The sequence below is a fragment of the Streptomyces sp. NPDC054834 genome, assembly GCF_053611185.1.
Genome location: NZ_JBSGZV010000006.1, coordinates 111,494 through 133,798, shown reverse-complemented (window position 1 = coordinate 133,798; position 22,305 = coordinate 111,494). Strand labels below are relative to the sequence as shown.

The following is a 22,305-nucleotide window of genomic DNA, read 5'->3' as shown; positions in this document are numbered from 1 at the left end:
GGCGCCCGAGAATCCTCTGATCCCACCCGGGTCGCGACGCTCTCGCGTCGGAACGGTGTCGGGGAGGCAGCTGGAGACCGCCACGATGGACGTCATGCCAACAACAGTCGCCGCAGCCGCTGACGTGCAGCTGACGGAGCGCTGACCGTCCCTGCGGGCACCCCCCGCGCCCACGCGCCCTGCCGCCCGCGGGGCGAAACAGAAACCCCTCTCACCACGTTTGCGCAGGTGAGAGGGGTTTGATGTGGAGCCTAGGGGAGTCGAACCCCTGACATCTGCCATGCAAAGACAGCGCTCTACCAACTGAGCTAAGGCCCCGGAGCAGGCGACGCCCGGCCGGAACGATCTCGGTACCGGCGGCCGTCGCAGACCAGAGTACCGGGTCACCCCGGGTATCCCGCAAAAAGATTGGGGGTCCCCGCGGATGACCACTCTCCGTAAGATGCTCGGACGTGGTTCGCTACAGCGAACCCGGGTTTTCAGGGGAAGCGATGGGGAGACGCAATGGACGCCGCACAGCAGGAAGCCACCGCAAGAGCGCGGGAGCTTCAGCGGAACTGGTACGGGGAGCCGTTGGGGGCGCTCTTCCGTAAGCTCATCGAAGATCTCGGTCTCAACCAGGCTCGTCTCGCGGCGGTCCTCGGGCTGTCCGCGCCGATGCTGTCGCAGCTGATGAGCGGTCAGCGCGCGAAGATCGGCAATCCGGCGGTCGTCCAGCGGGTGCAGCTGCTCCAGGACCTGGCGGGGCAGGTCGCGGACGGCAGCGTCAGCGCGGCCGAGGCGACCGAGCGCATGGACGAGATCAAGAAGTCGCAGGGGGGATCGGTGCTCAACAACACCACACAGACGACGAGCAGTTCGGGGGCGCCCACGGTCAAGCGGGTGGTCCGCGAGATCCAGTCGCTGCTGCGCTCGGTGGCCGCCGCCGGGGACATCATCGAGGCCGCGGACACCCTCGCCCAGAGCCATCCGGAGCTGGCGGAGTTCCTGCGCGTCTACGGCGCCGGCCGCACCTCGGACGCGGTCGCCCACTACCAGTCCCACCAGAGCTGAGTCCGCGGCCCGGGGAGGGGTCGTAGCTCTCATCACGGGGGAAGCTCGTCACGGGGGAAGCAAGTGACGGGAGAGCAACACGGGGGCCGCAGGGGGAGGAGCGACGGACAGCCATGGGTGAGGTCTTCGCCGGGCGGTACGAACTGGCCGACCCGATCGGACGCGGCGGGGTCGGCGCCGTCTGGCGCGCCTGGGACCACCGCCGTCGCCGCTACGTCGCCGCCAAGGTGCTTCAGCAACGCGACGCCCACTCCCTCCTGCGCTTCGTACGGGAGCAGGCCCTGCGGATCGACCACCCGCATGTGCTCGCTCCGGCGAGCTGGGCCGCCGACGACGACAAGGTCCTGTTCACCATGGACCTGGTCGTCGGTGGCTCCCTGGTCCACCTGGTCGGGGACTACGGTCCCCTGCCGCCCGGATTCGTCTGCACCCTCCTCGACCAACTGCTGGCCGGCCTCGCCGCCGTGCACGCCGAGGGAGTCGTCCACCGGGACATCAAGCCCGCCAACATCCTGCTGGAGGCCACCGGCACCGGACGGCCCCGGCTGCGGCTGTCCGACTTCGGCATCGCGATGCGGCTGGGCGAGCCGCGCCTGACGGAGACCAACCTCGTGGTGGGGACGCCCGGTTACCTCGCGCCCGAACAGATGCTGGGCGCCGAACCGGACTTTCCCGCCGACCTGTTCGCGGTCGGCCTGGTCGCGCTGTACCTCCTCCAGGGCGCCAAGCCCGACGCCAAGGCACTCGTCCAGTACTTCATGGAACACGGAACGCCCGGCGCGCCCAAGGGCGTTCCCGAGCCGCTGTGGCAGGTCGTGGCCTCCCTGCTGCAACCGGACCCACAGGCCCGCTTCCGCACCGCCACGGGAGCGCGCAAGGCCCTCGCCGCCGCCGTGGAACTGCTGCCGGAGCCCGGCCCCGACGAGGAACTGATCGAGATCTTCGACCAAGTCGGTCCCCTGCCTCCGGGGTTCGGCCCGGAGGGGCCACTGAGGGCCGGGCCCGGGGCGGCCGGTGCCGGAGCGGACGAGGGGGCTTACGGGGCGCAGGGGCCGTACGAAGGCACCAGTACGGGGTCGGTGTCGGGGGCGGGGCAGGGAGCCGGCACGGATACGAGCACCGGCCCGGGCCCGGGCGCGGGCACAGGGACGGCTACCGGAACAGGCGCAGGCTCCCGCACTGACCCGGGCCGCTCCCCCTCGGACACCGGCAGCTTCCGCCTCCCGCCGCCGCAGCAACCGCTCACGCCGACACCCACACCCACGCCCACGCCCACGACGCAGAGCCAAAACCCCGCGCACGCCCCGCACGCGCCCTTTCACCCGCCGTCGTACGCGGTCGCGTCACCCCCGCACCCCTACACGCCCCCGCACCCCCACACCCCCACCGCTCCATACACCGCAAAGGTCCTCCGAGCCACACGTGCCACGCATGCCGCACCCCGCCGCCGCCCCGGGCCCCCGCCCAAGGTCGTCGTCCCGGTACTGCTGCTCGCGCTGGCCTGCTACGCGGTCGGGTTCTGGGCGCTGACCCGCATCTGAGCCTCGGCGGCCGCGGCCCTGCGCCGTGCGGTCAGGGTCCACAGGCCGAGCCCCAGGAGCAGGACCGTCCCGGTGCCGATCCCGCCGGCGGCGAGGGCCTTCATGGCGGTGCCGCCGCCGGGGGCCCCGCCCGTGGCCGCGGCCTCCCGGTCGCCGTCGGTGATCTCGAAGAGGTTCGCGGGGGCTGACTTCCCGGTGTACCCGGGGCCCGCGTGCGGCGTGCCCTGGACGCGGACGCGCAGTGTCAGCCCGAACGCCTTGTCGCCGAAGGCGTCGGCGACCTGCCCGCTGAGGTGGACGGCGAGGTAGTAGGCGCCGGCGAAGCGCATGGCGCTGACCTGGCCGCTCGCGGCGTACCGGTTGACGTATTCGACGGGCGGCAGGGGGGCGAGGGCGACCGTCGTCTGCCGGCCGCTGTAGCCACGGGGGAGGTCGGTGACGTCACCGCGGGCGGGGTTGTACAGGGCCAGGTCGAGGGCGCCGGTCACATAGCCGCCGTCGCCGGCGGAGCTGCCGAGCTCGGCGGTGGCGTACAGCTGCTGGCCCCAGTCGACGGGGACCTTGTAGAAGATGGTCTGGCCGGGCCGGATGCGGGTGTCCCAGACGCCCTGGTCCAGTGCCCGCGCCCCGGCGAAGCCCGCGCCGCCGGCGCGGGTCCGGGGGTCGCCGGTGAGGGGCTCGGGGGTGGTGGAGTTCCAGGCCTCGGGCGCCGCGGTGCCGGCGGCCTCGGCCCGGGGCGGTTCGGTGACCGGGGCGATCTCCAGGCTCCAGTCCTGGGCCGAGGAGCCGCCGCCGGACCCGGAGCCGGTCGCGTCGACGCGTGAGACGACCAGGTAGAACGTGCCCGCCCCCTGACACAGGGCCCTGCCCGCCTCACGCGTCCCCAGCGCGGTGACGGGGCGCGGGCTCAGGCCGCCGCCGAAGCCGGCGGTGTCGTTGGAGCAGGTGGTGCCGTCGGCGTCCTGGAGCGAGACGCGGATGCCGTCGGTGGCGGAGACCTTGGCGTCGGGCGGGGGGACGGCGGTGACGGCGACGTAGGCGGTCGCCCGGTCTCTGAGTGCTAGGCGGTAGTAGACCTCGGCGTTCTTCCCGAGGGAGCTGCGGTAGGTCTCGCCGGGCTCGAGGCGTTCGGCGCCCGTCGTGCCGGCCGTGCCCTTCACGGTCCGCGCCTGCGGTGCGAAGGCGTAGCCACCCGGTGTCCCGGTCGTGGTGCCGTCGGCGGCCGCGATACCGCCCGGCAGGGCGACCGCCGCGCCCGTCAGCGCTCCGGTGACGGCGAACCGTACCGCCGTACGCCACCACGCCGTACGCCACCGCCCCGTCTCCATGCCGCCCCGCCCCCTCGCGCTCGTACCGGACCGTCGCCCATCCTGCAACACGAAACCCCGACCGCGAGGGCGGTCGGGGCTTGCTCAGATTCCGGTTTTTCCGGTACTCACGAACCCGTGGGCACGGAGTCAGTCGCCTCCGTCCACAGATCCTGCTCGGCGCGATCCGCCTGGATCTGGCGGTACACGAGGAGCCCGCCGATGGCGGCCAGTGCGACCAGGAGAAGCTTCTTCACCGCGCGACCTCGTCTTTCCTTGACGTAGGGGACCTCTGGCGCCCGACTATACACACCGACCGATATCGATCGGTGACCTACATCAGGCCGTCAACTTCCGCCTGTCTGAGAACAATTCTTGTCCTTTACGCCCATACGAGTGGTGTTCATCAGAACATCGCCGCGCCACGGGCGTCGGTCCACCACTTCGCGGCCCTCATACACATCATGAGGAAAGTACGCAAATCGCCCGACCTGAAAGTGAGGGGCCATGACCCAGAACAAGGTCATGAAGCTGTGGACCGCCATCGTCACCGCATTCCTCGCGCTGTTCACGGCGCTCGGCCTCGTCACGGCGACCACCGCCGCGGCCGCACCGCAGCCCCGGACCGAGGAACCGTGCAGCGAGACCGTCCAGGCCTCGGCCCCGATCGCGCCCCTCTTGTCCCGGTTGATCGCCGCGTCCCTGCCCCCCACGATGAAGCAGCGCATCCAAGCCGAGGCCCACGGCAAGTCCCCCGGCTGCCGCCGCCGGCCCCTCGCCGACCAGGAGGCGTCCCCCTCTCCCGAGCACAAGGCCCCCCTTCAGACCTGACGGCCCGGGCAGCACCTCAGCGACGTAACACGACACAACGGCGGTTTGCGTACAGCCACCCGCACAGAGAGACCCCCGACCGGCAGAACCGGTCGGGGGTCTCGTCGTATCGCTGGAGCTGTCAGGAGGACAGCGGGGTTCTCACTGACGCCGCTGGGCAAGGACACAGCACTCGTTGCCCTCGGGGTCTGCCATGACAACCCACGACTGGTCGACCTGACCGACGTCTACACACTTCGCGCCATGAGCCTCGAGGCGAGCCACCACGGCGTCCTGGTCACCGGGCCTGAAGTCGAGATGCAACCGGCTCTCCCAAGTGCCTCGGCCCACCACTGCCCCAGGGCCGCCGGATCCGCCGAGTGAACGACTACTTGGCCTTAGTGGCGACGACGGTCAACCCGCCCCGCACCTTGATACTGGAAGATCCACTCATCGGTTAACGCGGTCCATCGAAGATGAGTCCCAGCATCACCAGCACCCATGTGATGACCACGATGATGAACGCACCCAGGAGGATCCAGCCGCAGGAGGCCCGATCCAGCTTCCCGCGCTCATGGGGGTCGTCGTAGTGGTGGTGACTGCCGCTGGGTCTGTCGGTGTCAGTCATCCCACCTCGTCGGTTGATGTCAGGCATAGATGTCAAAGACCCCCAACCGTGACCGGTTGGGGGTCTTTGTGCTGGTGGGGCTAACAGGATTTGAACCTGTGGCCTCATCCTTATCAGGGATGCGCTCTAACCAACTGAGCTATAGCCCCGCCGCGCTTTGCGGTGTATCTCCCGCGCGCTGACTCCTGAAGATTAGCGCACGAGAGGGGCAGTCCCAAAATCGATTGTCGGGGGACCGTCACTCGTCCTCGGCGAGGGTCAGCTCGATGCCGCCGACGAAGCCCGCGGAGAGGTTGTAGATGAACGCGCCGAGCGTGGCGAGGGCCGTGGCCAGGACGACGTCGATGACCGCGATGATCGTGGCGAACGTCAGGACGTGCGGCAGCGAGAGGAAGGCCTGAAGGTCGAAGCCGTTGGACTCGGTGGAGCCCGTGGCCTCCGAGATCTGGCCGCCGACCGTCGAGAAGACGCCCATCGCGTCCAGGACCATCCACAGCACCGCGGACGCGACGACCGTGCAGATGCCGATCGCGATGGAGAGCAGGAAACTGACCTTCATCACCGACCACGGGTCGGCCTTGGCCACCCGCAGCCGCGCCTTGCGCGTGCGGGGCGTGGTGCGCGCTCCGGAACCGGTACGCGGCCGGCGTACGGCCGCCCCGGTGCCCTGCGCCGGGTAGGCCTGCGGCGGGTGGTAGGGGCCGGAGGGCTGCTGCGGCTTGCGTTCCCCGGGCAGCGGCGAGGCCGCCGCGGGCGCCGACCGGTCCTCACGGCCGCGGGCGTCCGCCACAGTTCCCCCCTGGGATCCATGCGAGTCGGGCGAGGGCGAGTCCGCCTTGACCGGCTTCAGGTTGGTCGTGTGCGGATCCGTCGGCTGCGCGGCGCTCGCGGCGGAGCCACGGCCGCCGCCGCCCGTTTCCGTACCCGTGGAGGTACCGGCCGACCCGGCGCCAGTGGCTCCGCTCACGATGACTCACTCCTCGTGCTACTCGTCCGAGGGCGCCTCACCCTCGTCCGTGCCGGTGGTCGCGGCATCCCCGGCGGTCTCGTCGACGGCCACGTCGCCGTCGACCTCCTCCGCCTCGCGTCCCGCCTCGGCGTTACGTGCGATACCGACCACGGCATCGCGCTTGCCCAGGTTGATCAGTTGGACGCCCATGGTGTCACGGCCCGTCTCCCTGATCTCGTTGACTCGCGTACGAATCACACCGCCGGAGAGGGTGATGGCGAGGATCTCGTCGAGTTCCTCCACCACCAGCGCGCCAACGAGCGATCCGCGGTCCTCCACGATCTTGGCGGCCTTGATACCGAGGCCACCGCGACCCTGGACGCGGTACTCGTCGACGCGGGTCCGCTTCGCGTACCCGCCGTCTGTGGCAGTGAACACGAACGTACCGGGTCGAACAACATTCATCGAGAGAAGCTCGTCGCCCTCGCGGAAACTCATGCCCTTGACACCCGAGGTGGCACGACCCATCGGCCGCAGGGTTTCGTCCGAGGCGGTGAACCTGATCGACTGCGCCTTCTTGCTGATCAACAGCAGATCGTCATCGGCCGAGACGAGTTCGGCTCCGATCAGTTCGTCGTCGGAACCGTCCTCGCGCTCCCGCAGATTGATCGCGATGACGCCGCCGGAGCGGGGCGAATCGTAATCCTTCAGAGGCGTCTTCTTGACCAGACCGGCCTTGGTGGCCAGCACCAGGTACGGCGCCGCCTCGTAGTCCCGGATCGCGAGGATCTCGGCGATCGCCTCGTCCGGCTGGAAGGCCAGGAGGTTGGCCACGTGCTGCCCACGCGCGTCCCGGCCGGCGTCGGGGAGCTCGTACGCCTTCGCCCGGTACACCCGGCCCTTGTTGGTGAAGAACAGCAGCCAGTGGTGCGTGGTCGAGACGAAGAAGTGGTCGACGATGTCGTCTTCCTTCAGCTTCGTGCCGCGCACGCCCTTGCCGCCGCGCTTCTGCGCCCGGTAGTCGTCCGTCTTGGTGCGCTTGACGTAGCCGCCGCGCGAGACGGTGACGACGATGTCCTCCTCGGCGATCAGGTCCTCGATGGACATGTCACCGTCGTAGGGCACCAGCATCGTCTTGCGGTCGTCGCCGTACTTCTCGACGATCGCGGCGAGCTCCTCGCTGACGATCCCGCGCTGGCGGACCGGCGAGGCCAGGATCGCGTTGTACTCGGTGATCTTCGCCTGGAGTTCGTCGTGCTCCTGGACGATCTTCTGCCGCTCCAGGGCGGCCAGGCGGCGCAGCTGCATCTCGAGGATGGCGTTGGCCTGGATCTCGTCGATCTCCAGGAGGTCCATCAGGCCGCCGCGGGCGATCTCGACGGTGTCACTGCGCCGGATGAGCGCGATGACCTCGTCGATGGCGTCCAGGGCCTTCAGCAGACCGCGCAGGATGTGCGCCCGCTCCTCCGCCTTGCGCAGCCGGAAGCGCGTACGGCGGACGATGACCTCGATCTGGTGCGTCACCCAGTGGCGGATGAACGCGTCCAGGGACAGCGTGCGCGGGACGCCGTCGACCAGCGCCAGCATGTTGGCGCCGAAGTTCGTCTGGAGGTCCGTGTGCTTGTAGAGGTTGTTCAGGACGACCTTGGCGACCGCGTCGCGCTTCAGGACGATGACCAGACGCTGGCCCGTGCGGGACGACGTCTCGTCGCGGACGTCGGCGATGCCGCCGATCTTGCCGTCCTTCACCAGGTCGGCGATCTTCTGCGCCAGGTTGTCCGGGTTCACCTGGTACGGCAGCTCCGTGACCACCAGGCACTGCCGGTTCTGGATCTCCTCGACCTCGACGACCGCCCGCATGGTGATCGAGCCGCGGCCCGTGCGGTAGGCCTCCTCGATGCCCTTGCGGCCGACGACGAGCGCACCGGTCGGGAAGTCCGGGCCCTTGATGCGCTCGATGAGCGCGTCCAGGAGCTCCTCGTGCGAGGCCTCCGGGTTCTCCAGGTACCACTGGGCGCCCGCCGCGACCTCGCGCAGGTTGTGCGGCGGGATGTTGGTCGCCATGCCGACCGCGATACCGGCCGAACCGTTGATCAGCAGGTTCGGGAAGCGGGCCGGCAGAACGGTCGGCTCCTGGGAACGGCCGTCGTAGTTGTCCGTGAAGTCGACGGTCTCCTCGTCGATGTCACGGACCATCTCCATCGACAGCGGCGCCAGCTTGCACTCGGTGTAACGCATCGCCGCCGCCGGGTCGTTGCCCGGGGAGCCGAAGTTGCCGTTGGAGTCCACCAGCGGCATCCGCATCGACCACGGCTGGGCGAGGCGCACCAGGGCGTCGTAGATCGAGGAGTCGCCGTGGGGGTGGTAGTTGCCCATGACGTCGCCGACCACGCGCGCGCACTTGTAGAAGCCGCGGTCAGGGCGGTAGCCGCCGTCGTACATGGCGTACAGGACGCGGCGGTGGACGGGCTTGAGACCGTCGCGGACGTCGGGCAGCGCACGGGACACGATGACGGACATCGCGTAGTCCAGGTACGAGCGCTGCATCTCCGTCTCGAGCCCGACGGGCTCGACTCGCATCGCGACTTCGCCGCCCTCTTCAGGGGTGACGGGAGTGTTCTCGTCGGCCATTGCTGGTGAAGATCCTTCCTTGTGCGGTCAGCTGAGACCGACTCAGATGTCGAGGAAGCGGACGTCCTTGGCGTTGCGCTGGATGAACGCGCGGCGGGCTTCGACGTCCTCGCCCATCAGGACCGAGAACAGGTCGTCGGCCTGGGCGGCGTCGTCGAGAGTGACCTGGCCCAGGACCCGGTGCTCCTGGTCCATCGTGGTCACGCGCAGTTCCTCGGCGTTCATCTCGCCGAGGCCCTTGAAGCGCTGGATCGAGTCCTCGCGGATGCGCTTGCCGCGCTGCCGGCCCATCTCGATCAGCGCGTCACGCTCGCGGTCCGAGTAGGCGTACTCGATGTCGTCCCGGCCCCACTTGATCTTGTACAGCGGGGGACGGGAGAGGTACACGTGCCCAGCCTCGACCAGCGGCCGCATGAAGCGGAACAGGAAGGTCAGCAGCAGGGTGCTGATGTGCTGGCCGTCGACGTCGGCGTCCGCCATCAGGATGATCTTGTGATAGCGGAGCCGCTCGATGTCGAAGTCCTCGTGCACACCCGTGCCGAACGCGGAGATCAGCGCCTGGATCTCCTGGTTCTGAAGGATCTTGTCGATCCGCGCCTTCTCCACGTTGAGGATCTTGCCGCGGATCGGGAGGATCGCCTGGTACTCCGGGTTCCGGCCGGACTTGGCCGAGCCGCCGGCGGAGTCACCCTCGACGATGAAGATCTCGCACTTGATGGGGTCGTTCGACTGGCAGTCGGAGAGCTTGCCCGGCAAAGAGGCCGACTCCAGCAGGCCCTTGCGGCGGGTCAGGTCGCGGGCCTTGCGGGCCGCCACGCGCGCGGTGGCCGCCTGGATGCCCTTGCGGATGATGTCCGCCGCCTCGACCGGGTTGCGGTCCAGCCAGTCGTTGAGGTGCTCGTAGACCGCCCTCTGCACGAAGGTCTTGGCCTCCGTGTTGCCCAGTTTGGTCTTGGTCTGGCCCTCGAACTGCGGCTCGCTCAGCTTCACCGAGATGATCGCCGTCAGTCCCTCGCGGATGTCGTCACCCGTGAGGTTGTCGTCCTTGTCGCGCAGCAGCTTCTTGTCGCGCGCGTACTTGTTGATAAGCGAGGTCAGCGCGGCGCGGAAACCCTCCTCGTGCGTACCGCCCTCGTGGGTGTGGATGATGTTGGCGAAGGAGTACACGCCCTCGCTGTAGCCGCTGTTCCACTGCATCGCGACCTCGAGGGACAGGCTCTTGTCCTTGTCCTCGGCCTCGAGGTCGATGACCGTGGGGTGCACCGCGTCTCCCTTGCGGGAGTTGAGGTACTTCACGAAGTCGACGATGCCGCCCTCGTAGTGGTACGTGACGGTCTTGACCTCGTCCTTGTCGTCGGCGCCCGCCTCGTCCGCCCCGGCGGTGGCCTTCGCCGACTCGCGCTCATCAGTGAGTTTGATCGTCAAACCCTTGTTGAGGAACGCCATTTCCTGGAAGCGCCGTGACAGCGTCTCGAAGGAGTACTCGGTGGTCTCGAAGATGTCCGGGTCGGCCCAGAAGGTGACCGACGTGCCGGTCTCCTCCGTGGCCTCGTGCTTGACGAGCGGCGCCGTCGGGACGCCCATCTTGTAGTCCTGCGTCCAGCGGTACCCGTCGGTCCTCACCTCGACCGAGACCTTGGACGACAGGGCGTTCACGACGGAGACGCCGACGCCGTGCAGACCGCCGGAGACCGCGTAGCCGCCGCCGCCGAACTTGCCGCCCGCGTGCAGCACGGTCAGCACGACCTCGAGCGCCGGCTTGCCCTCGGAGGGGACGATGCCCACCGGGATGCCGCGGCCGTTGTCGACGACGCGCACGCCCCCGTCGGCCAGGATCGTCACGTCGATGGTGTCCGCGTGCCCGGCCAGCGCCTCGTCGACGGAGTTGTCGACCACCTCGTACACGAGGTGGTGCAGGCCGCGCTCACCGGTCGAGCCGATGTACATACCGGGTCGCTTGCGGACCGCGTCCAGACCCTCGAGGACGGTGATGGCACTGGCGTCGTACGAGGCCGTGACCTCCCCGTTCGAGGAGGTCGCCGGTCCGTTCGCGCCCGCGTCGGTGGACGGGATGTTCTCGTTGGGGTTGCCGGAATCGGCCACGAAGCGCCCTTTCTGGCACAGCACGAGCCGGGCTCGTCGGCGGGTTGCCGGAGCGGCTGCGGCATGTTGCGTTGGTAAGCCCTGATCAGCGTTGCTCAGCTTTTCCCGGACGGTCCCCACGTTGGGGGCGGGATTGTCTTCCAGTCTACCGGTAGCGCCGACAGTGATGGGGGTTTGCCGGTACCTGAGTCCTCATGTGCCGCCCTCAACCGGTCTCCGCCGGGTCCCGATATACGGAAGGGGGCTCCAAGCGGCTCACAGCGGCACTCAGCGCTTCGGGATGTCAACCCTTCGCTACTCAAGGGTCAGGTCGGGATTCGCAAGAGCGTGCGGTTGCATGCCGAACCGCCGGGACACACCCGCAGCAGGCCCCTGCGAGGTCCTCATGTGAGATCAGTCACCCGTAGGTGTCACCGGGGCCCATGCTGCCCGGCGCCCGCAACGGGCCATAGCGACGGGCGGGACCACCGGGCCCCAACACCTTGATCATTTGGACCGCGCCGTGCCCGAGATCCTCGTTGAGCCGCGCGACCAGAGTCGGCGCCAGCAGCCGCAGATTCGTCGCCCACGCCGTCGAATCGCAGCGCACGACCAGCACCCGCTCGTCCTCGTCGTACTTCTCCGGAACGCAGTGCTTGGCCACGTCCTCGCCCACGATCTGCGGCCAACGGCCCATCACACCGCCCACCGCGGCCGGAGCCTCCCAGCCCCGCTCGGTGATCAACCGGTTGATCGCCGCACCGAGTGCCATCGGATCACGGCCGTCCGCCCGCGCACCGGAACGCAGACCGCCCCGCCGCGCCTGCTTCTTCTGCTGCGCCGCGTCCCCACGCGCGCGTGCCTGCTCCTTGGCGGCACGCAGCGCCACCCGCGCGAGATCGACCCCCGAAGGCTCGGGCGCCTTCCCGGAAGCCGTGTCGGACCCGGAAGCCGTGTCGGGCCTGAAGGTCCCGTCGGAGCCGAAGCCCTCGGCGCTCATACCCGCTCCACCGCCCCCTCGGACACGGCATACCGGACACCCGCCAGCACATGCGGCACGTCGTCGTCGACCGCGGCCGTCACCAGCACCTGCTCGCCGGGAGCCACCAGCTCCGCCAGCCGCTCACGGCGCCGGGCGTCCAGCTCGGCGAAGACGTCGTCGAGGATCAGCACCGGCTCGTTACCCTCCGCGCGCAGCAGGTCGTACGCCGCCAGGCGCAACGCCAGCGCATAGGACCAGGACTCACCGTGCGACGCATACCCCTTGGCCGGCAACTGACCGAGCTTGAGCACCAGATCGTCCCTGTGCGGGCCCACAAGCGTCACGCCCCGCTCGATCTCCTGCTTGCGGGCGTCCGCCAGGGCCGCCATCAGCTGGGCGTACAGATCCTCGCGCGTGTGCGCCTCACCCGGCGCGGACGGCTTGTACTCCAGGGCGACCGGGCCGCCGCCGGGGGCCAGCTGCTCGTACGCCTTGTCGGCCAGCGGCTGGACCGCGGCGATCAGGTCGATGCGCTGCGCGAGCAGCTCGGCGCCCGCACGCGCGAGATGCTGGTCCCACACGTCCAGCGTGGACAGGTCCATGGAGCGGCCACCGTGCCGCCGGGCCAGCGCCGCCGACTTCAGCAGCGTGTTGCGCTGCTTGAGCACGCGCTCGTAGTCGGAACGGACACCGGCCATGCGCGGAGAACGCGCGGTGACCATTTCGTCCAGGAAGCGGCGCCGCTCCCCGGGATCCCCCTTGACCAGGGCGAGGTCCTCCGGCGCGAACAGCACCGTCCGTACGATCCCCAGCACGTCCCGCGGCTTGACCTGCGAGGACCGGTTGATCCGGGCACGGTTGGCCCTGCCGGGATTCAGCTCCAGCTCGACCAGCTGCTGCCGCTCGCCCTGCCGGACCTGGGCACGGATGATCGCGCGATCGGCGCCCATGCGCACCAGGGGGGCGTCTGAGGCGACCCGGTGACTGCCGAGGGTGGCGAGGTAACCGATCGCCTCGACGAGATTCGTCTTGCCCTGCCCGTTCGGGCCGACGAAGGCCGTGACGCCCGGGTCCAGCGGGACCTCGACCCGGGCGTACGAGCGGAAGTCGGCCAGCGACAGATGCGTGACGTGCATGGTCGTTCGCCGACCTCCCCCAGGCTTGTGGATCGCCGGGCGATCCTGTGGACAACTTCTTCCGTCTTCGTCGGGCTTCGTCGAGTCCGCGCTACGGCTTCTTCTCGACGGCGTGGCCGCCGAACTGGTTGCGCAGCGCGGCGATCATCTTCATCTGCGGGGAGTCCTCCTGGCGTGAGGCGAACCGCGCGAACAGCGACGCGGTGATCGCCGGCAGCGGCACCGCGTTGTCTATGGCGGCTTCCACCGTCCAGCGCCCCTCGCCGGAGTCCTGTGCATAACCCCGCAGCTGCTCCAGGTGCTGGTCCTCGTCCAGGGCGTTGACCGCGAGGTCGAGCAGCCAGGAACGGATGACCGTGCCCTCCTGCCAGGAACGGAAGACCTCGCGGACGTTCTCCACGGAGTCGACCTTCTCCAGCAGCTCCCAGCCCTCGGCGTAGGCCTGCATCATCGCGTACTCGATGCCGTTGTGGACCATCTTCGCGAAGTGGCCCGCGCCGACCTTGCCGGCGTGCACGGCCCCGAGATCGCCCTCCGGCTTGAGCGCGTCGAAGACCGGCCGCACCTTGGCGACGTGCTCGGCGTCGCCGCCGTACATCAGCGCGTACCCGTTCTCCAGGCCCCAGACGCCGCCGGAGACACCGCAGTCCACGAAGCCTATGCCCTTGGCGGCCAGCTCCTCGGCGTGCCGCTCGTCGTCCGTCCAGCGGGAGTTGCCGCCGTCCACGACCACGTCGCCGGGCTCCAGGAGCTCGGCGAGCTCGTCGATCGTGGACTGGGTGGGCTCGCCGGCCGGGACCATCACCCAGACCACGCGCGGGCCGGGAAGCTTGCCCACAAGCTCTTCCAGGCTGTGGACATCCGCGAGGTCAGCGTTGCGGTCGTATCCGACGACGGTGTGGCCCGCGCGGCGGATCCGCTCGCGCATGTTGCCGCCCATCTTGCCGAGGCCGACGAGACCGAGCTCCATCAGTTGTGTTCCTTAGGTCGCTGTGTGGCGTGCGAGGCACTGTCGTACCTGTGTCCGAGCCTAAACCCGGACGCTCACGCACAGCTGTGGGCATACGCGCTCATTCGTATGCCCTCACCTGGGGCTTTCCCGGAGGTCGCGCTCAGCCGGTCAGCCGCTGAGCCGCACCGGCATGATCAGGTACTTGTAGGCCTCGTCCGCCTCGGCGTCCACCGCCGGCTTGCCGCTGAGCAGCGCGGGCTTGGTGGACGTCGTGAACGACAGCTGGGCCACCGGGGAGTCGATCGCGCTCAGCCCGTCCAGCAGGAAGGTCGGGTTGAAGGCGATCGAGATGTCGTCGCCCTCCAGCTGGGCGTCGACCCTTTCCACAGCCTGTGCGTCGTCGCTGGAGCCGGCCTCCAGGATGAGCACGCCCTGCTCGAAGCTCAGCCGTACCGGGGTGTTCCGCTCGGCGACCAGGGCCACACGCTTGACGGCCTCCACGAAGGGGGCGGTCTCGATCACGGCGATGGAGTTGAACTCCGTCGGGAACAGCGTGCGGTACTTCGGGAGGTCACCCTCCAGCAGACGCGTGGTCGTCCGCCGACCGGCGCCCTCGAAACCGATCAGGCCCTCGCCCGCGCCCGAGCCGGACAGCGCCAGGATGACGCTGTCGCCGCTGGTCAGCGCCTTGGCGGTGTCCTGGAGCGTCTTGGCGGGCACCAGAGCGACCGCGGAGACGTCCGGGTTCTCCGGCTTCCACAGGAACTCGCGGACCGCGAAGCGGTAGCGGTCGGTGGAGGCCAGCGTGACCGTGTCGCCCTCGATCTCGATGCGCACACCGGTGAGGACGGGCAGCGTGTCGTCGCGGCCGGCGGCGATGGCGACCTGCTGGACGGCGGAGGCGAAGACCTCGCCGGGGACCGTGCCGGTCGCGTTCGGCATCTGGGGCAGCGCCGGGTACTCCTCCACAGGCAGTGTGTGAAGTGTGAACCGCGAGGAGCCGCAGACCACGGTCGCCCGTACACCGTCTGTGGAAATCTCCACCGGACGGTTGGGGAGGGCGCGGGAGATGTCGGCGAGCAGGCGGCCGGAGACGAGGACCGTGCCCTCCTCCTCGACCTCCGCCTCGACGGACACCCGCGCCGAGACCTCGTAGTCGAAGCTGGACAGGCTCAGCTGGCCGTCCTCGGCCTTCAGCAGAAGACCGGCGAGCACAGGCGCCGGCGGACGGGCCGGGAGGCTGCGTGCCGCCCACGCCACTGCCTCCGCGAGTACGTCGCGTTCCACCCGGATCTTCACCGTAAGCCGCCTCCTGCTGCTGTTGCCTCTGAGTCCTCCGACTCGGTGTCACCGCCCACTGGGACGGGAAGGACACCGGGGACCAGTCTGACGCACCGCACTGACAGTAGGTGCCTGTCGGGCTCAAGTCGCTCCGAGGGGCGGCCGGGCTCGAGACGGCGAGTTGTGCACAGGCCCCGCTTCGAAACGGATTTCCCACTCTCTCTAGTCGGGAGTAGTAGTAGGGCCTGTGGATACCGTGGATAACCACGTTTGCCCAGCTCAGGGCCCAGATTTTATCCACTGGTCCTGTGGGTGAAGGCGGTGGACAACCGAGCGTTTCTGTGGAGAACAGAAAGTTCTGCACACACCACCCACAGCCCGAGGGCAGTTCTCCCCAGCTGCGTCCCCAGATTTACCCACGTTTCCCACACCCCAACCCGGCACCTTGATGTGACGCCTTTCACTCGAGGCGGTGATCGGGTGCGTCGCGTTGCCGAACAGTGGACAGCCATGTGGAGAAGCCTGCGATCGCTGGGGACAACCGGCCCCAGGCTGTGGGTTGCCGGTGGACAACTTCGTGCACAGCCTGTGGATCCCCGCTTCGTCCACAGTCTGTGGAGATCGTTCGTCCACCGATCCACAGGCACATGAGCTGGGCTGATGACCTTTCAACCGCACAGCCTGTGGATGGTTTCGGGACAACTCCACAGTCCCCAGCATGTGGACGCAAGAAAGTGCCCGAATCTGTGGAGAGCGGCCGTAACCCGGCGGGTAATCGAACACAGGATGGCTGCGGCATGACGAAGGGCGCCCGCGGGATCTCCTCCCGGGGGCGCCCTCAGCGCTGTCGTAGGGCTGTGTCAGCCGTCCGTAACGGCTGTGTCAGCCGTTCTTGATGCGGTTGGTCAGCTCGGTGACCTGGTTGTAGATGGACCGGCGCTCGGCCATCAGCGCGCGGATCTTGCGGTCGGCGTGCATGACGGTCGTGTGGTCGCGGCCGCCGAACTGCGCGCCGATTTTGGGCAGTGACAGGTCGGTGAGCTCACGGCACAGGTACATGGCGATCTGCCGGGCGGTCACCAGGGCGCGGCCGCGCGAGGTGCCGCACAGGTCCTCGACCGTGAGGCCGAAGTAGTCGGCGGTCGCGGCCATGATCGCCGTGGCGGTGATCTCGGGGGCCGCGTTCTCGCCGCCGGGGATGAGGTCCTTGAGGACGATCTCCGTCAGGCCCAGGTCCACCGGCTGCCTGTTGAGCGAGGCGAACGCGGTCACCCGGATCAGCGCGCCCTCCAGCTCGCGGATGTTGCGCGAGATCCGGGAGGCGATGAACTCCAGCACCTCCGGCGGGGCGTTGAGCTGCTCCTGCACCGCCTTCTTGCGGAGGATCGCGATGCGTGTCTCCAGCTCGGGTGGCTGGACGTCGGTGATCAGGCCCCACTCGAAACGGTTCCGCAGCCTGTCCTCCAGCGTGACCAGTTGCTTGGGCGGCCGGTCGCTGGAGAGCACGATCTGCTTGTTGGCGTTGTGGAGCGTGTTGAAGGTGTGGAAGAACTCCTCCTGCGTCGACTCCTTGTCCGCCAGGAACTGGATGTCGTCGACGAGCAGGATGTCCATCTCGCGGTAGCGCTTGCGGAAGCTGTCGCCCTTGCCGTCGCGGATGGAGTTGATGAACTCGTTGGTGAACTCCTCGGAGCTCACGTACCGCACCCGCGTGCCCGGGTAGAGGCTGCGCGCGTAGTGCCCGATGGCGTGCAGCAGGTGCGTCTTGCCGAGGCCGGACTCCCCGTAGATGAAGAGGGGGTTGTACGCCTTCGCGGGCGCTTCGGCGACGGCGACCGCGGCCGCGTGCGCGAAGCGGTTGGAGGCGCCGATGACGAAGGTGTCGAAGAGGTACTTCGGGTTCAGCCGCGCGGTGGGCTCGCCCGGGCCGGTCGCCGGCGCGGGCTGCGCGGCCAGCGGGCCGGGGGCTCCGGTCGTGGGCAGGTTCGGGCCCACGGGTCCGCCGCGGTGCACGTGGCCGGCTCCGGCCGGCGGCTCCGGGAGCTCGCGGCGGGCCGGGTCGCGCTGGTCGTAGTCGCCCCGGGAGGCTTCGTACTCGGAGCGGGGTTTGTCGTACTCGGGGCGCGGCTGGTCGTAGTCCGGACGGGGCTTGTCGTAGTCCGGGCGCGGCTTGTCGTAGGGCTGCTCGTACGACGGGCGGTCCATCGCCGGCTGCCTGTAGTCCTGGGGTGGGGCGCCGTAGGCGTCGCGGTGCGGCTCACCGTAGGTGTCCGGCGGGGATGCGTACGGGTCGCGCTCCGGGAAGCCCAGGCGCTGCTGCTGCCAGCCGTAGTCGTCGTGGGTCGGGCGGGGCCAGGCGCCCGGCTCGGGCCGCTGGTACTCGGACGGGTAGGCGGGCCGGGCGGTGGGCAGCTGGTCGCCGGCCCGGTGGCGGCCGTATCCCTCGTACTGTCCCGTGGGGAGCTCGGGCTCCTCGTAGCGCGGCTGCGGCTGGGCGGGGGGCGCGGGTGGGGCCGGCGGCTCGCCCGCGGAGTCGTCGACGGTGATCGCGATCCGGATGGGGCGGCCGCACTCGCGGCTCAGGGTCTCGCTGACGATCGGGGCCAGACGGCCCTCCAGTACGCCCTTCGCGAATTCGTTTGGTACGGCGAGCAGGGCGGTGTCCGCGACGAGCGCGAGGGGCTGGCAGCGTCGGATCCAGTGCTCGTCCTTGGCCTCCACACCCTGCCCGCGGCCCTCGCCGAGGAGCTGCTCGAGTACTCGTGGCCACACTGCGGCAAGATCGGCAGGTACGTCAGCCACAGGGCACGCTCTCTCACAGGTCCCACGAACGTGTGGTTGTGGGACGGATCGGGATGTAGATCGGTGGGGCGGGGGGACAAAGGAACGAATCGGAGTCCAGTCACGGTAGTCAGGGCGGCGGGTACGGTTCAAGTTGTTGTCCCCAGCCTGTGGATAGTGTCTCTCCGTGACACTCGGTTTGACCGGATGGCGTAGCCCCGCGTACCGTGACCAGGTCGAGTTGTCGATGGCTGCTGCCGCCTGCCTCCGATGGGCACAGATCGCTGAAGGTGATCGGGAAGCGGTGCACTCGGGCGTGATGCGAGCTACTCGTGGGCGCACGGTGACAGCCAGGACGGCACCCCGCCACTACCGATTTCTTCTGGAGCCCCCGAGTGAGCAAGCGCACCTTCCAGCCGAACAACCGTCGTCGCGCGAAGACCCACGGCTTCCGCCTGCGGATGCGTACCCGTGCCGGCCGCGCGATTCTCGCGAACCGTCGCAGCAAGGGTCGCGCCAGTCTGTCCGCCTGATCTGATCAGGTCATGACGTCGTGCTGCCTACCGAGCATCGGCTGAGGCGGCGCGAGGACTTCGCGACCGCGGTCCGACGGGGTCGCCGGGCAGGCCGCCCGACCCTCGTCGTCCACCTTCGTAGCGGTGCCACGGACCCGCATGCGCCTGGGGAGAGCGCTCCCCCGACGCGTGCGGGTTTCGTCGTGAGCAAGGCCGTGGGTGGCGCGGTCGTGCGCAACCAAGTGAAGCGCAGACTTCGCCATCTGATGCGTGACCGAGTCGCCCTGTTTCCCCCCGGTAGCCTGGTAGTCGTACGAGCGCTGCCCGGAGCGGGTGACGCAGACCACGCACAGCTGGCCCGAGACCTGGATGCCGCCGTTCAGCGGCTGCTGGGAGGGGGCGCGCGATGAAGTACCCGCTGCTGGCTCTGATCAAGCTGTACCAGTGGACGATCAGCCCACTGCTCGGGCCGGTGTGCAAGTACTACCCGTCGTGCTCCCACTACGGCTACACGGCCATTGACCGGCACGGTGCGATCAAGGGCACGGCACTCACCGCCTGGCGCATCCTGCGGTGCAATCCGTGGTCGCTGGGCGGGGTGGACCATGTTCCGCCGCGCAGGCGCCCGCGGTGGCACGAAATGCTGCGTGACGCCTGGCGTGCACGCAGGGGCGGGCCCTCCGCCGCCGAACCGGCCCTCGAAGGGGAGCTCCCTGCCGAGCCTTCTTCGAGCCCGGCCGCAGAGACCTCGTCCCATGCCCAAGGAGCATGATTAGTGGACACGATTGCCAGCCTCTTCAGCTTCATCACGACACCCGTTTCATGGGTCATCGTCCAGTTCCACACGGTGTACGGCGCCATCTTCGGGCCTGACACCGGTTGGGCCTGGGGCTTGTCCATCGTGTCCCTGGTGATTCTGATCCGTATCTGCCTGATCCCGCTCTTCGTGAAGCAGATCAAGGCGACCCGGGCCATGCAGACGCTCCAGCCCGAGATGAAGAAGATCCAGGAGCGCTACAAGAACGACAAGCAGCGTCAGTCCGAAGAGATGATGAAGCTGTACAAGGAGTCGGGCACCAACCCGCTCTCCTCGTGCCTTCCCATCCTGGCGCAGTCTCCGTTCTTCTTCGCCCTGTACCACGTGCTCAACGGCATCGCGTCGGGCACGACCATCGGCGTCATCAACGAGTCGCTGCTGGCCAGTGCCCGTCAGGCGCACATCTTCGGGGCCCCGCTGGCCGCGAAGTTCAAGGATGGTTCCGCCACCGTCCAGGCCCTGGGCGCCACGGTCACCGATGTGCGGGTCGTCACCGCTGTCATGATCGTCATGATGTCGGCGTCGCAGTTCTACACGCAGCGCCAGCTGATGACGAAGAACGTCGACACGACCGTGAAGACGCCGTTCATGCAGCAGCAGAAGATGCTGATGTACGTCTTCCCCATCATGTTCGCCGTCTTCGGCATCAACTTCCCGGTCGGTGTCCTCGTCTACTGGCTGACCACCAACGTGTGGACCATGGGCCAGCAGATGTACGTCATCCACAACAACCCGACCCCGGGTTCCAAGGCTCAGGCCGCTTACCTGGAGCGTCTGACCAAGCACGTCACGCACCACGGCAAGGTCCGCCGGCGGAGCGAGAAGGCCATCGTCAAGGCGATCGTCACCAAGGGCCGTGACCGCAACGAGTTCGAGCGCAAGTTCATCAACGGCCTGACCAAGGCGGGCTTCGCGGCCCAGGCCGACGGGTCCGTGGTGAAGGGCGAGGGCCAGGCCGTGGCGGAGACCGATGACGGTGTGACCACCACCAGCACCACGGCCGCCGCCAAGCGGCAGCAGCCCAAGCGGCAGAGCAAGGCCCAGCGCCAGTCCGGCGGCACCAAGCAGGCGGGTGATGCCGAGCCGTCCACGTCGCTGGAGAAGTCCGAGGAGCCCGAGGACGCCAAGCCCGCCGAGAAGGCCGCCCCGAAGTCCGGCAGCGGCACCCGCAGCAAGGCCCAGTCCGGCCAGCGCAAGGGTGGCCCGCAGCGGCCCAAGTCCCCCTCCAAGAAGTAAGAAGGAGCCCATCCCGTGACGGAAGGCACCACCTCCGCCGCTGCCGAGGGTGCAGACACCCTGACTCGCCTGGAGCAGGAGGGCGAGATCGCGGCGGACTACCTCGAGGGCCTGCTGGACATCGCCGACCTCGACGGCGACATCGACATGGACGTCGAGGCCGACCGTGCCTCTGTGTCGATCATCAGCGACACGGGCACCCGCGACCTTCAGAAGCTGGTCGGCCGGGACGGCGAGGTACTGGAGGCGCTCCAGGAGCTGACGCGGCTGGCCGTGCACCGGGAGACCGGGGACCGCAGCAGGCTGATGCTGGACATCGCCGGCTACCGGGCCAAGAAGCGCTCCGAGCTGTCCGAGCTGGGCGCCAAGGCCGCCGCGGAGGCCAAGAGCAGCAGCGAGCCCGTGAAGCTCAAGCCGATGACCCCGTTCGAGCGGAAGGTCGTGCACGATGCGGTGAAGGCCGCGGGTCTGCGCAGCGAGTCCGAGGGCGAGGAGCCGCAGCGCTTCGTCGTCGTGCTGCCCAACTGATTCGGTTCGTACGTTCCCTCGGCCCCGTCTGTTGCGCAGGCGGGGCCGAATTTTGTCAGCCTGGTAGTTCTGGTGGTCGGCGCATGCGCGCCGATGCGGTAGGGAAGGACGGTCCCCGTGACGGAGGCAGCGGAGCTCCCCCCTGCGCCCGAGCAGGCGCGAGCGGTGTTTGGTGATCGCTTCGCCGATGCGGTGCGCTATGCGGAGCTGCTCGCGGAAGCCGGTGTGCAGCGTGGGCTGATCGGCCCCCGTGAGGTGCCCCGCCTCTGGGAGCGGCACCTGCTGAACTGTGCGGTGCTCTCGGAGGTGGTCCCGGAGGGCGTGACCGTGTGCGATGTCGGCTCTGGTGCCGGTCTGCCCGGGATTCCGCTGGCGCTTGTCCGAGGTGACCTGAAGATCACTCTGTTGGAGCCGCTCCTTCGGCGTACCAACTTCCTGACCGAGGTCGTCGAGCTGCTGGGCCTGGACCATGTGACCGTCGTGCGTGGTCGCGCCGAGGAGGTCATGGGCAAGGTGCCGCCGGTTCATGTGGTCACGGCCCGTGCGGTGGCTCCCCTGGACCGGCTGGCCGCGTGGGGGATCCCGCTGCTGCGGCCCTACGGCGAGATGCTCGCGCTCAAGGGGGACACCGCGGAGGAGGAGCTGAAGGCCGCGACCACCGCGCTGAGCAAGCTCGGTGCGGTGTCGACGTCCATCCTTCAGGTCGGTGAGGGAGTGGTGGATCCCCTGTCCACCGTTGTACGGGTCGAGGTGGGTGAAAGCCCCGGTGGTGTTCGCTTCGCGGCCAAACGGGCCAAGGCGGCCCGTACGGGACGAGCGCGCAGGCGTCGGTGAAGAAGTCAGGGCGGATCGGCCGCGCTGATCCATCCTGACGACGAGACGTACTCCACACAAGCTGCCAAACCTACGCATGACGGAGTGTCGCGACAGTCCGGACGCGCTCACTGTGCATCGTGTTTCACGTGAAACGTCGCTCACTGCTGCACGGCATCATCAGTCGCGGCCGCGCTGCGGCCGAACCGCGGGACCGGAAGCCTCTCGGCTCACTCGGAGAGGCAGCTGAGTTGCCCACAGAG

At 68.8% G+C, this 22,305-nt stretch carries 20 protein-coding genes, 2 tRNA genes and 1 pseudogene; 9 read left to right on the top strand and 14 right to left on the bottom strand.

The window, feature by feature from the left end:
- Window positions 1-245: 245 nt before the first annotated feature.
- Window positions 246-318: transfer RNA gene (locus ACWGJM_RS11000), tRNA-Ala, on the bottom strand.
- Window positions 319-504: 186 nt separating this feature from the next.
- Here ACWGJM_RS11000 and ACWGJM_RS10995 point away from each other — a divergent pair.
- Both ACWGJM_RS10995 and ACWGJM_RS10990 read left to right on the top strand, forming a co-directional pair.
- Window positions 505-1,053 carry a helix-turn-helix domain-containing protein gene (locus tag ACWGJM_RS10995; protein WP_453411347.1) on the top strand — a complete coding sequence of 183 codons (549 nt, stop codon included), beginning with the start codon at window positions 505-507 and terminating at the stop codon, window positions 1,051-1,053.
- Between the two features lie 113 nt (window positions 1,054-1,166).
- On the top strand, window positions 1,167-2,594 hold the full coding sequence (locus tag ACWGJM_RS10990) for a serine/threonine-protein kinase (RefSeq protein WP_453411346.1): 1,428 nt from the start codon (window positions 1,167-1,169) through the stop codon (window positions 2,592-2,594).
- Here ACWGJM_RS10990 and ACWGJM_RS10985 read toward each other — a convergent pair.
- Both ACWGJM_RS10985 and ACWGJM_RS10980 read right to left on the bottom strand, forming a co-directional pair.
- Complete coding sequence (locus ACWGJM_RS10985; RefSeq protein ID WP_453411345.1) at window positions 2,558-3,922, bottom strand: hypothetical protein; 1,365 nt, start codon at window positions 3,920-3,922, stop codon at window positions 2,558-2,560. The two genes, ACWGJM_RS10990 and ACWGJM_RS10985, sit on opposite strands and share 37 nt — an antisense overlap.
- A 107-nt stretch (window positions 3,923-4,029) precedes the next feature.
- The gene (locus ACWGJM_RS10980; RefSeq protein ID WP_003999697.1) at window positions 4,030-4,158 is read right to left on the bottom strand and encodes a DLW-39 family protein; all 129 of its coding nucleotides are present in this window, start codon (window positions 4,156-4,158) and stop codon (window positions 4,030-4,032) included.
- A 250-nt stretch (window positions 4,159-4,408) separates the two neighbouring features.
- On the opposite strand from ACWGJM_RS10980, the gene ACWGJM_RS10975 reads away from it, so the two are divergent.
- Window positions 4,409-4,732: a DUF6344 domain-containing protein gene (locus ACWGJM_RS10975; RefSeq protein WP_453411344.1), complete on the top strand. Its 324-nt coding sequence runs from the start codon at window positions 4,409-4,411 to the stop codon at window positions 4,730-4,732.
- 141 nt (window positions 4,733-4,873) lie between these two features.
- Here the strand turns inward: ACWGJM_RS10975 and ACWGJM_RS10970 are convergent.
- The 11 genes and pseudogenes from ACWGJM_RS10970 to dnaA all read right to left on the bottom strand — a co-directional run bounded on the left by ACWGJM_RS10970 (window position 4,874) and on the right by dnaA (window position 18,154).
- A pseudogene (locus tag ACWGJM_RS10970) lies at window positions 4,874-5,073 on the bottom strand (VOC family protein).
- Between the two features lie 95 nt (window positions 5,074-5,168).
- Window positions 5,169-5,339: a hypothetical protein gene (locus ACWGJM_RS10965; RefSeq protein ID WP_453411343.1), complete on the bottom strand. Its 171-nt coding sequence runs from the start codon at window positions 5,337-5,339 to the stop codon at window positions 5,169-5,171.
- Window positions 5,340-5,411: 72 nt separating this feature from the next.
- A tRNA-Ile gene (locus ACWGJM_RS10960) sits at window positions 5,412-5,488 on the bottom strand.
- A gap of 89 nt (window positions 5,489-5,577) precedes the next feature.
- Window positions 5,578-6,306: a DUF3566 domain-containing protein gene (locus tag ACWGJM_RS10955; protein ID WP_453411342.1), complete on the bottom strand. Its 729-nt coding sequence runs from the start codon at window positions 6,304-6,306 to the stop codon at window positions 5,578-5,580.
- 18 nt (window positions 6,307-6,324) lie between these two features.
- Window positions 6,325-8,919 (bottom strand): DNA gyrase subunit A, encoded by a 2,595-nt coding sequence (gene gyrA, locus ACWGJM_RS10950; RefSeq protein WP_453411341.1) that lies wholly within the window; start codon window positions 8,917-8,919, stop codon window positions 6,325-6,327.
- A gap of 42 nt (window positions 8,920-8,961) precedes the next feature.
- Window positions 8,962-11,046 carry a DNA topoisomerase (ATP-hydrolyzing) subunit B gene (gene gyrB / locus ACWGJM_RS10945; RefSeq protein ID WP_453411340.1) on the bottom strand — a complete coding sequence of 695 codons (2,085 nt, stop codon included), beginning with the start codon at window positions 11,044-11,046 and terminating at the stop codon, window positions 8,962-8,964.
- 373 nt (window positions 11,047-11,419) lie between these two features.
- Window positions 11,420-12,001 (bottom strand): DUF721 domain-containing protein, encoded by a 582-nt coding sequence (locus ACWGJM_RS10940; protein WP_453411339.1) that lies wholly within the window; start codon window positions 11,999-12,001, stop codon window positions 11,420-11,422.
- Window positions 11,998-13,119, bottom strand: a complete 1,122-nt coding sequence (gene recF, locus ACWGJM_RS10935) for a DNA replication/repair protein RecF (protein WP_453411338.1) — start codon at window positions 13,117-13,119, stop codon at window positions 11,998-12,000. Before recF ends, ACWGJM_RS10940 begins: the two co-directional genes overlap by 4 nt.
- A 91-nt stretch (window positions 13,120-13,210) precedes the next feature.
- A complete protein-coding gene (gene gnd / locus ACWGJM_RS10930) occupies window positions 13,211-14,089 on the bottom strand; it encodes a phosphogluconate dehydrogenase (NAD(+)-dependent, decarboxylating) (protein ID WP_453411337.1) in 879 nt (292 codons plus the stop codon).
- A 150-nt stretch (window positions 14,090-14,239) separates the two neighbouring features.
- On the bottom strand, window positions 14,240-15,370 hold the full coding sequence (dnaN, locus tag ACWGJM_RS10925; RefSeq protein ID WP_453411336.1) for a DNA polymerase III subunit beta: 1,131 nt from the start codon (window positions 15,368-15,370) through the stop codon (window positions 14,240-14,242).
- Between the two features lie 864 nt (window positions 15,371-16,234).
- Window positions 16,235-18,154 carry a chromosomal replication initiator protein DnaA gene (dnaA, locus tag ACWGJM_RS10920; RefSeq protein ID WP_453411335.1) on the bottom strand — a complete coding sequence of 640 codons (1,920 nt, stop codon included), beginning with the start codon at window positions 18,152-18,154 and terminating at the stop codon, window positions 16,235-16,237.
- Between the two features lie 374 nt (window positions 18,155-18,528).
- Between dnaA and rpmH the strand changes: the two genes are divergently transcribed.
- The 6 genes from rpmH to rsmG all read left to right on the top strand — a co-directional run bounded on the left by rpmH (window position 18,529) and on the right by rsmG (window position 22,063).
- Window positions 18,529-18,666: a 50S ribosomal protein L34 gene (gene rpmH / locus ACWGJM_RS10915; RefSeq protein WP_005482975.1), complete on the top strand. Its 138-nt coding sequence runs from the start codon at window positions 18,529-18,531 to the stop codon at window positions 18,664-18,666.
- A gap of 20 nt (window positions 18,667-18,686) precedes the next feature.
- The gene (gene rnpA / locus ACWGJM_RS10910) at window positions 18,687-19,058 is read left to right on the top strand and encodes a ribonuclease P protein component (RefSeq protein ID WP_020941105.1); all 372 of its coding nucleotides are present in this window, start codon (window positions 18,687-18,689) and stop codon (window positions 19,056-19,058) included.
- A complete protein-coding gene (gene yidD / locus ACWGJM_RS10905) occupies window positions 19,055-19,420 on the top strand; it encodes a membrane protein insertion efficiency factor YidD (RefSeq protein ID WP_453411334.1) in 366 nt (121 codons plus the stop codon). Before rnpA ends, yidD begins: the two co-directional genes overlap by 4 nt.
- 3 nt (window positions 19,421-19,423) lie before the next feature.
- Window positions 19,424-20,701 (top strand): membrane protein insertase YidC, encoded by a 1,278-nt coding sequence (gene yidC / locus ACWGJM_RS10900; protein WP_453411333.1) that lies wholly within the window; start codon window positions 19,424-19,426, stop codon window positions 20,699-20,701.
- 15 nt (window positions 20,702-20,716) lie between these two features.
- Window positions 20,717-21,229, top strand: coding sequence for a Jag family protein (locus tag ACWGJM_RS10895; protein WP_453411332.1), 513 nt, complete (start codon window positions 20,717-20,719; stop codon window positions 21,227-21,229).
- Between the two features lie 117 nt (window positions 21,230-21,346).
- Window positions 21,347-22,063 carry a 16S rRNA (guanine(527)-N(7))-methyltransferase RsmG gene (gene rsmG / locus ACWGJM_RS10890; RefSeq protein ID WP_453411331.1) on the top strand — a complete coding sequence of 239 codons (717 nt, stop codon included), beginning with the start codon at window positions 21,347-21,349 and terminating at the stop codon, window positions 22,061-22,063.
- Window positions 22,064-22,305: the final 242 nt, after the last annotated feature.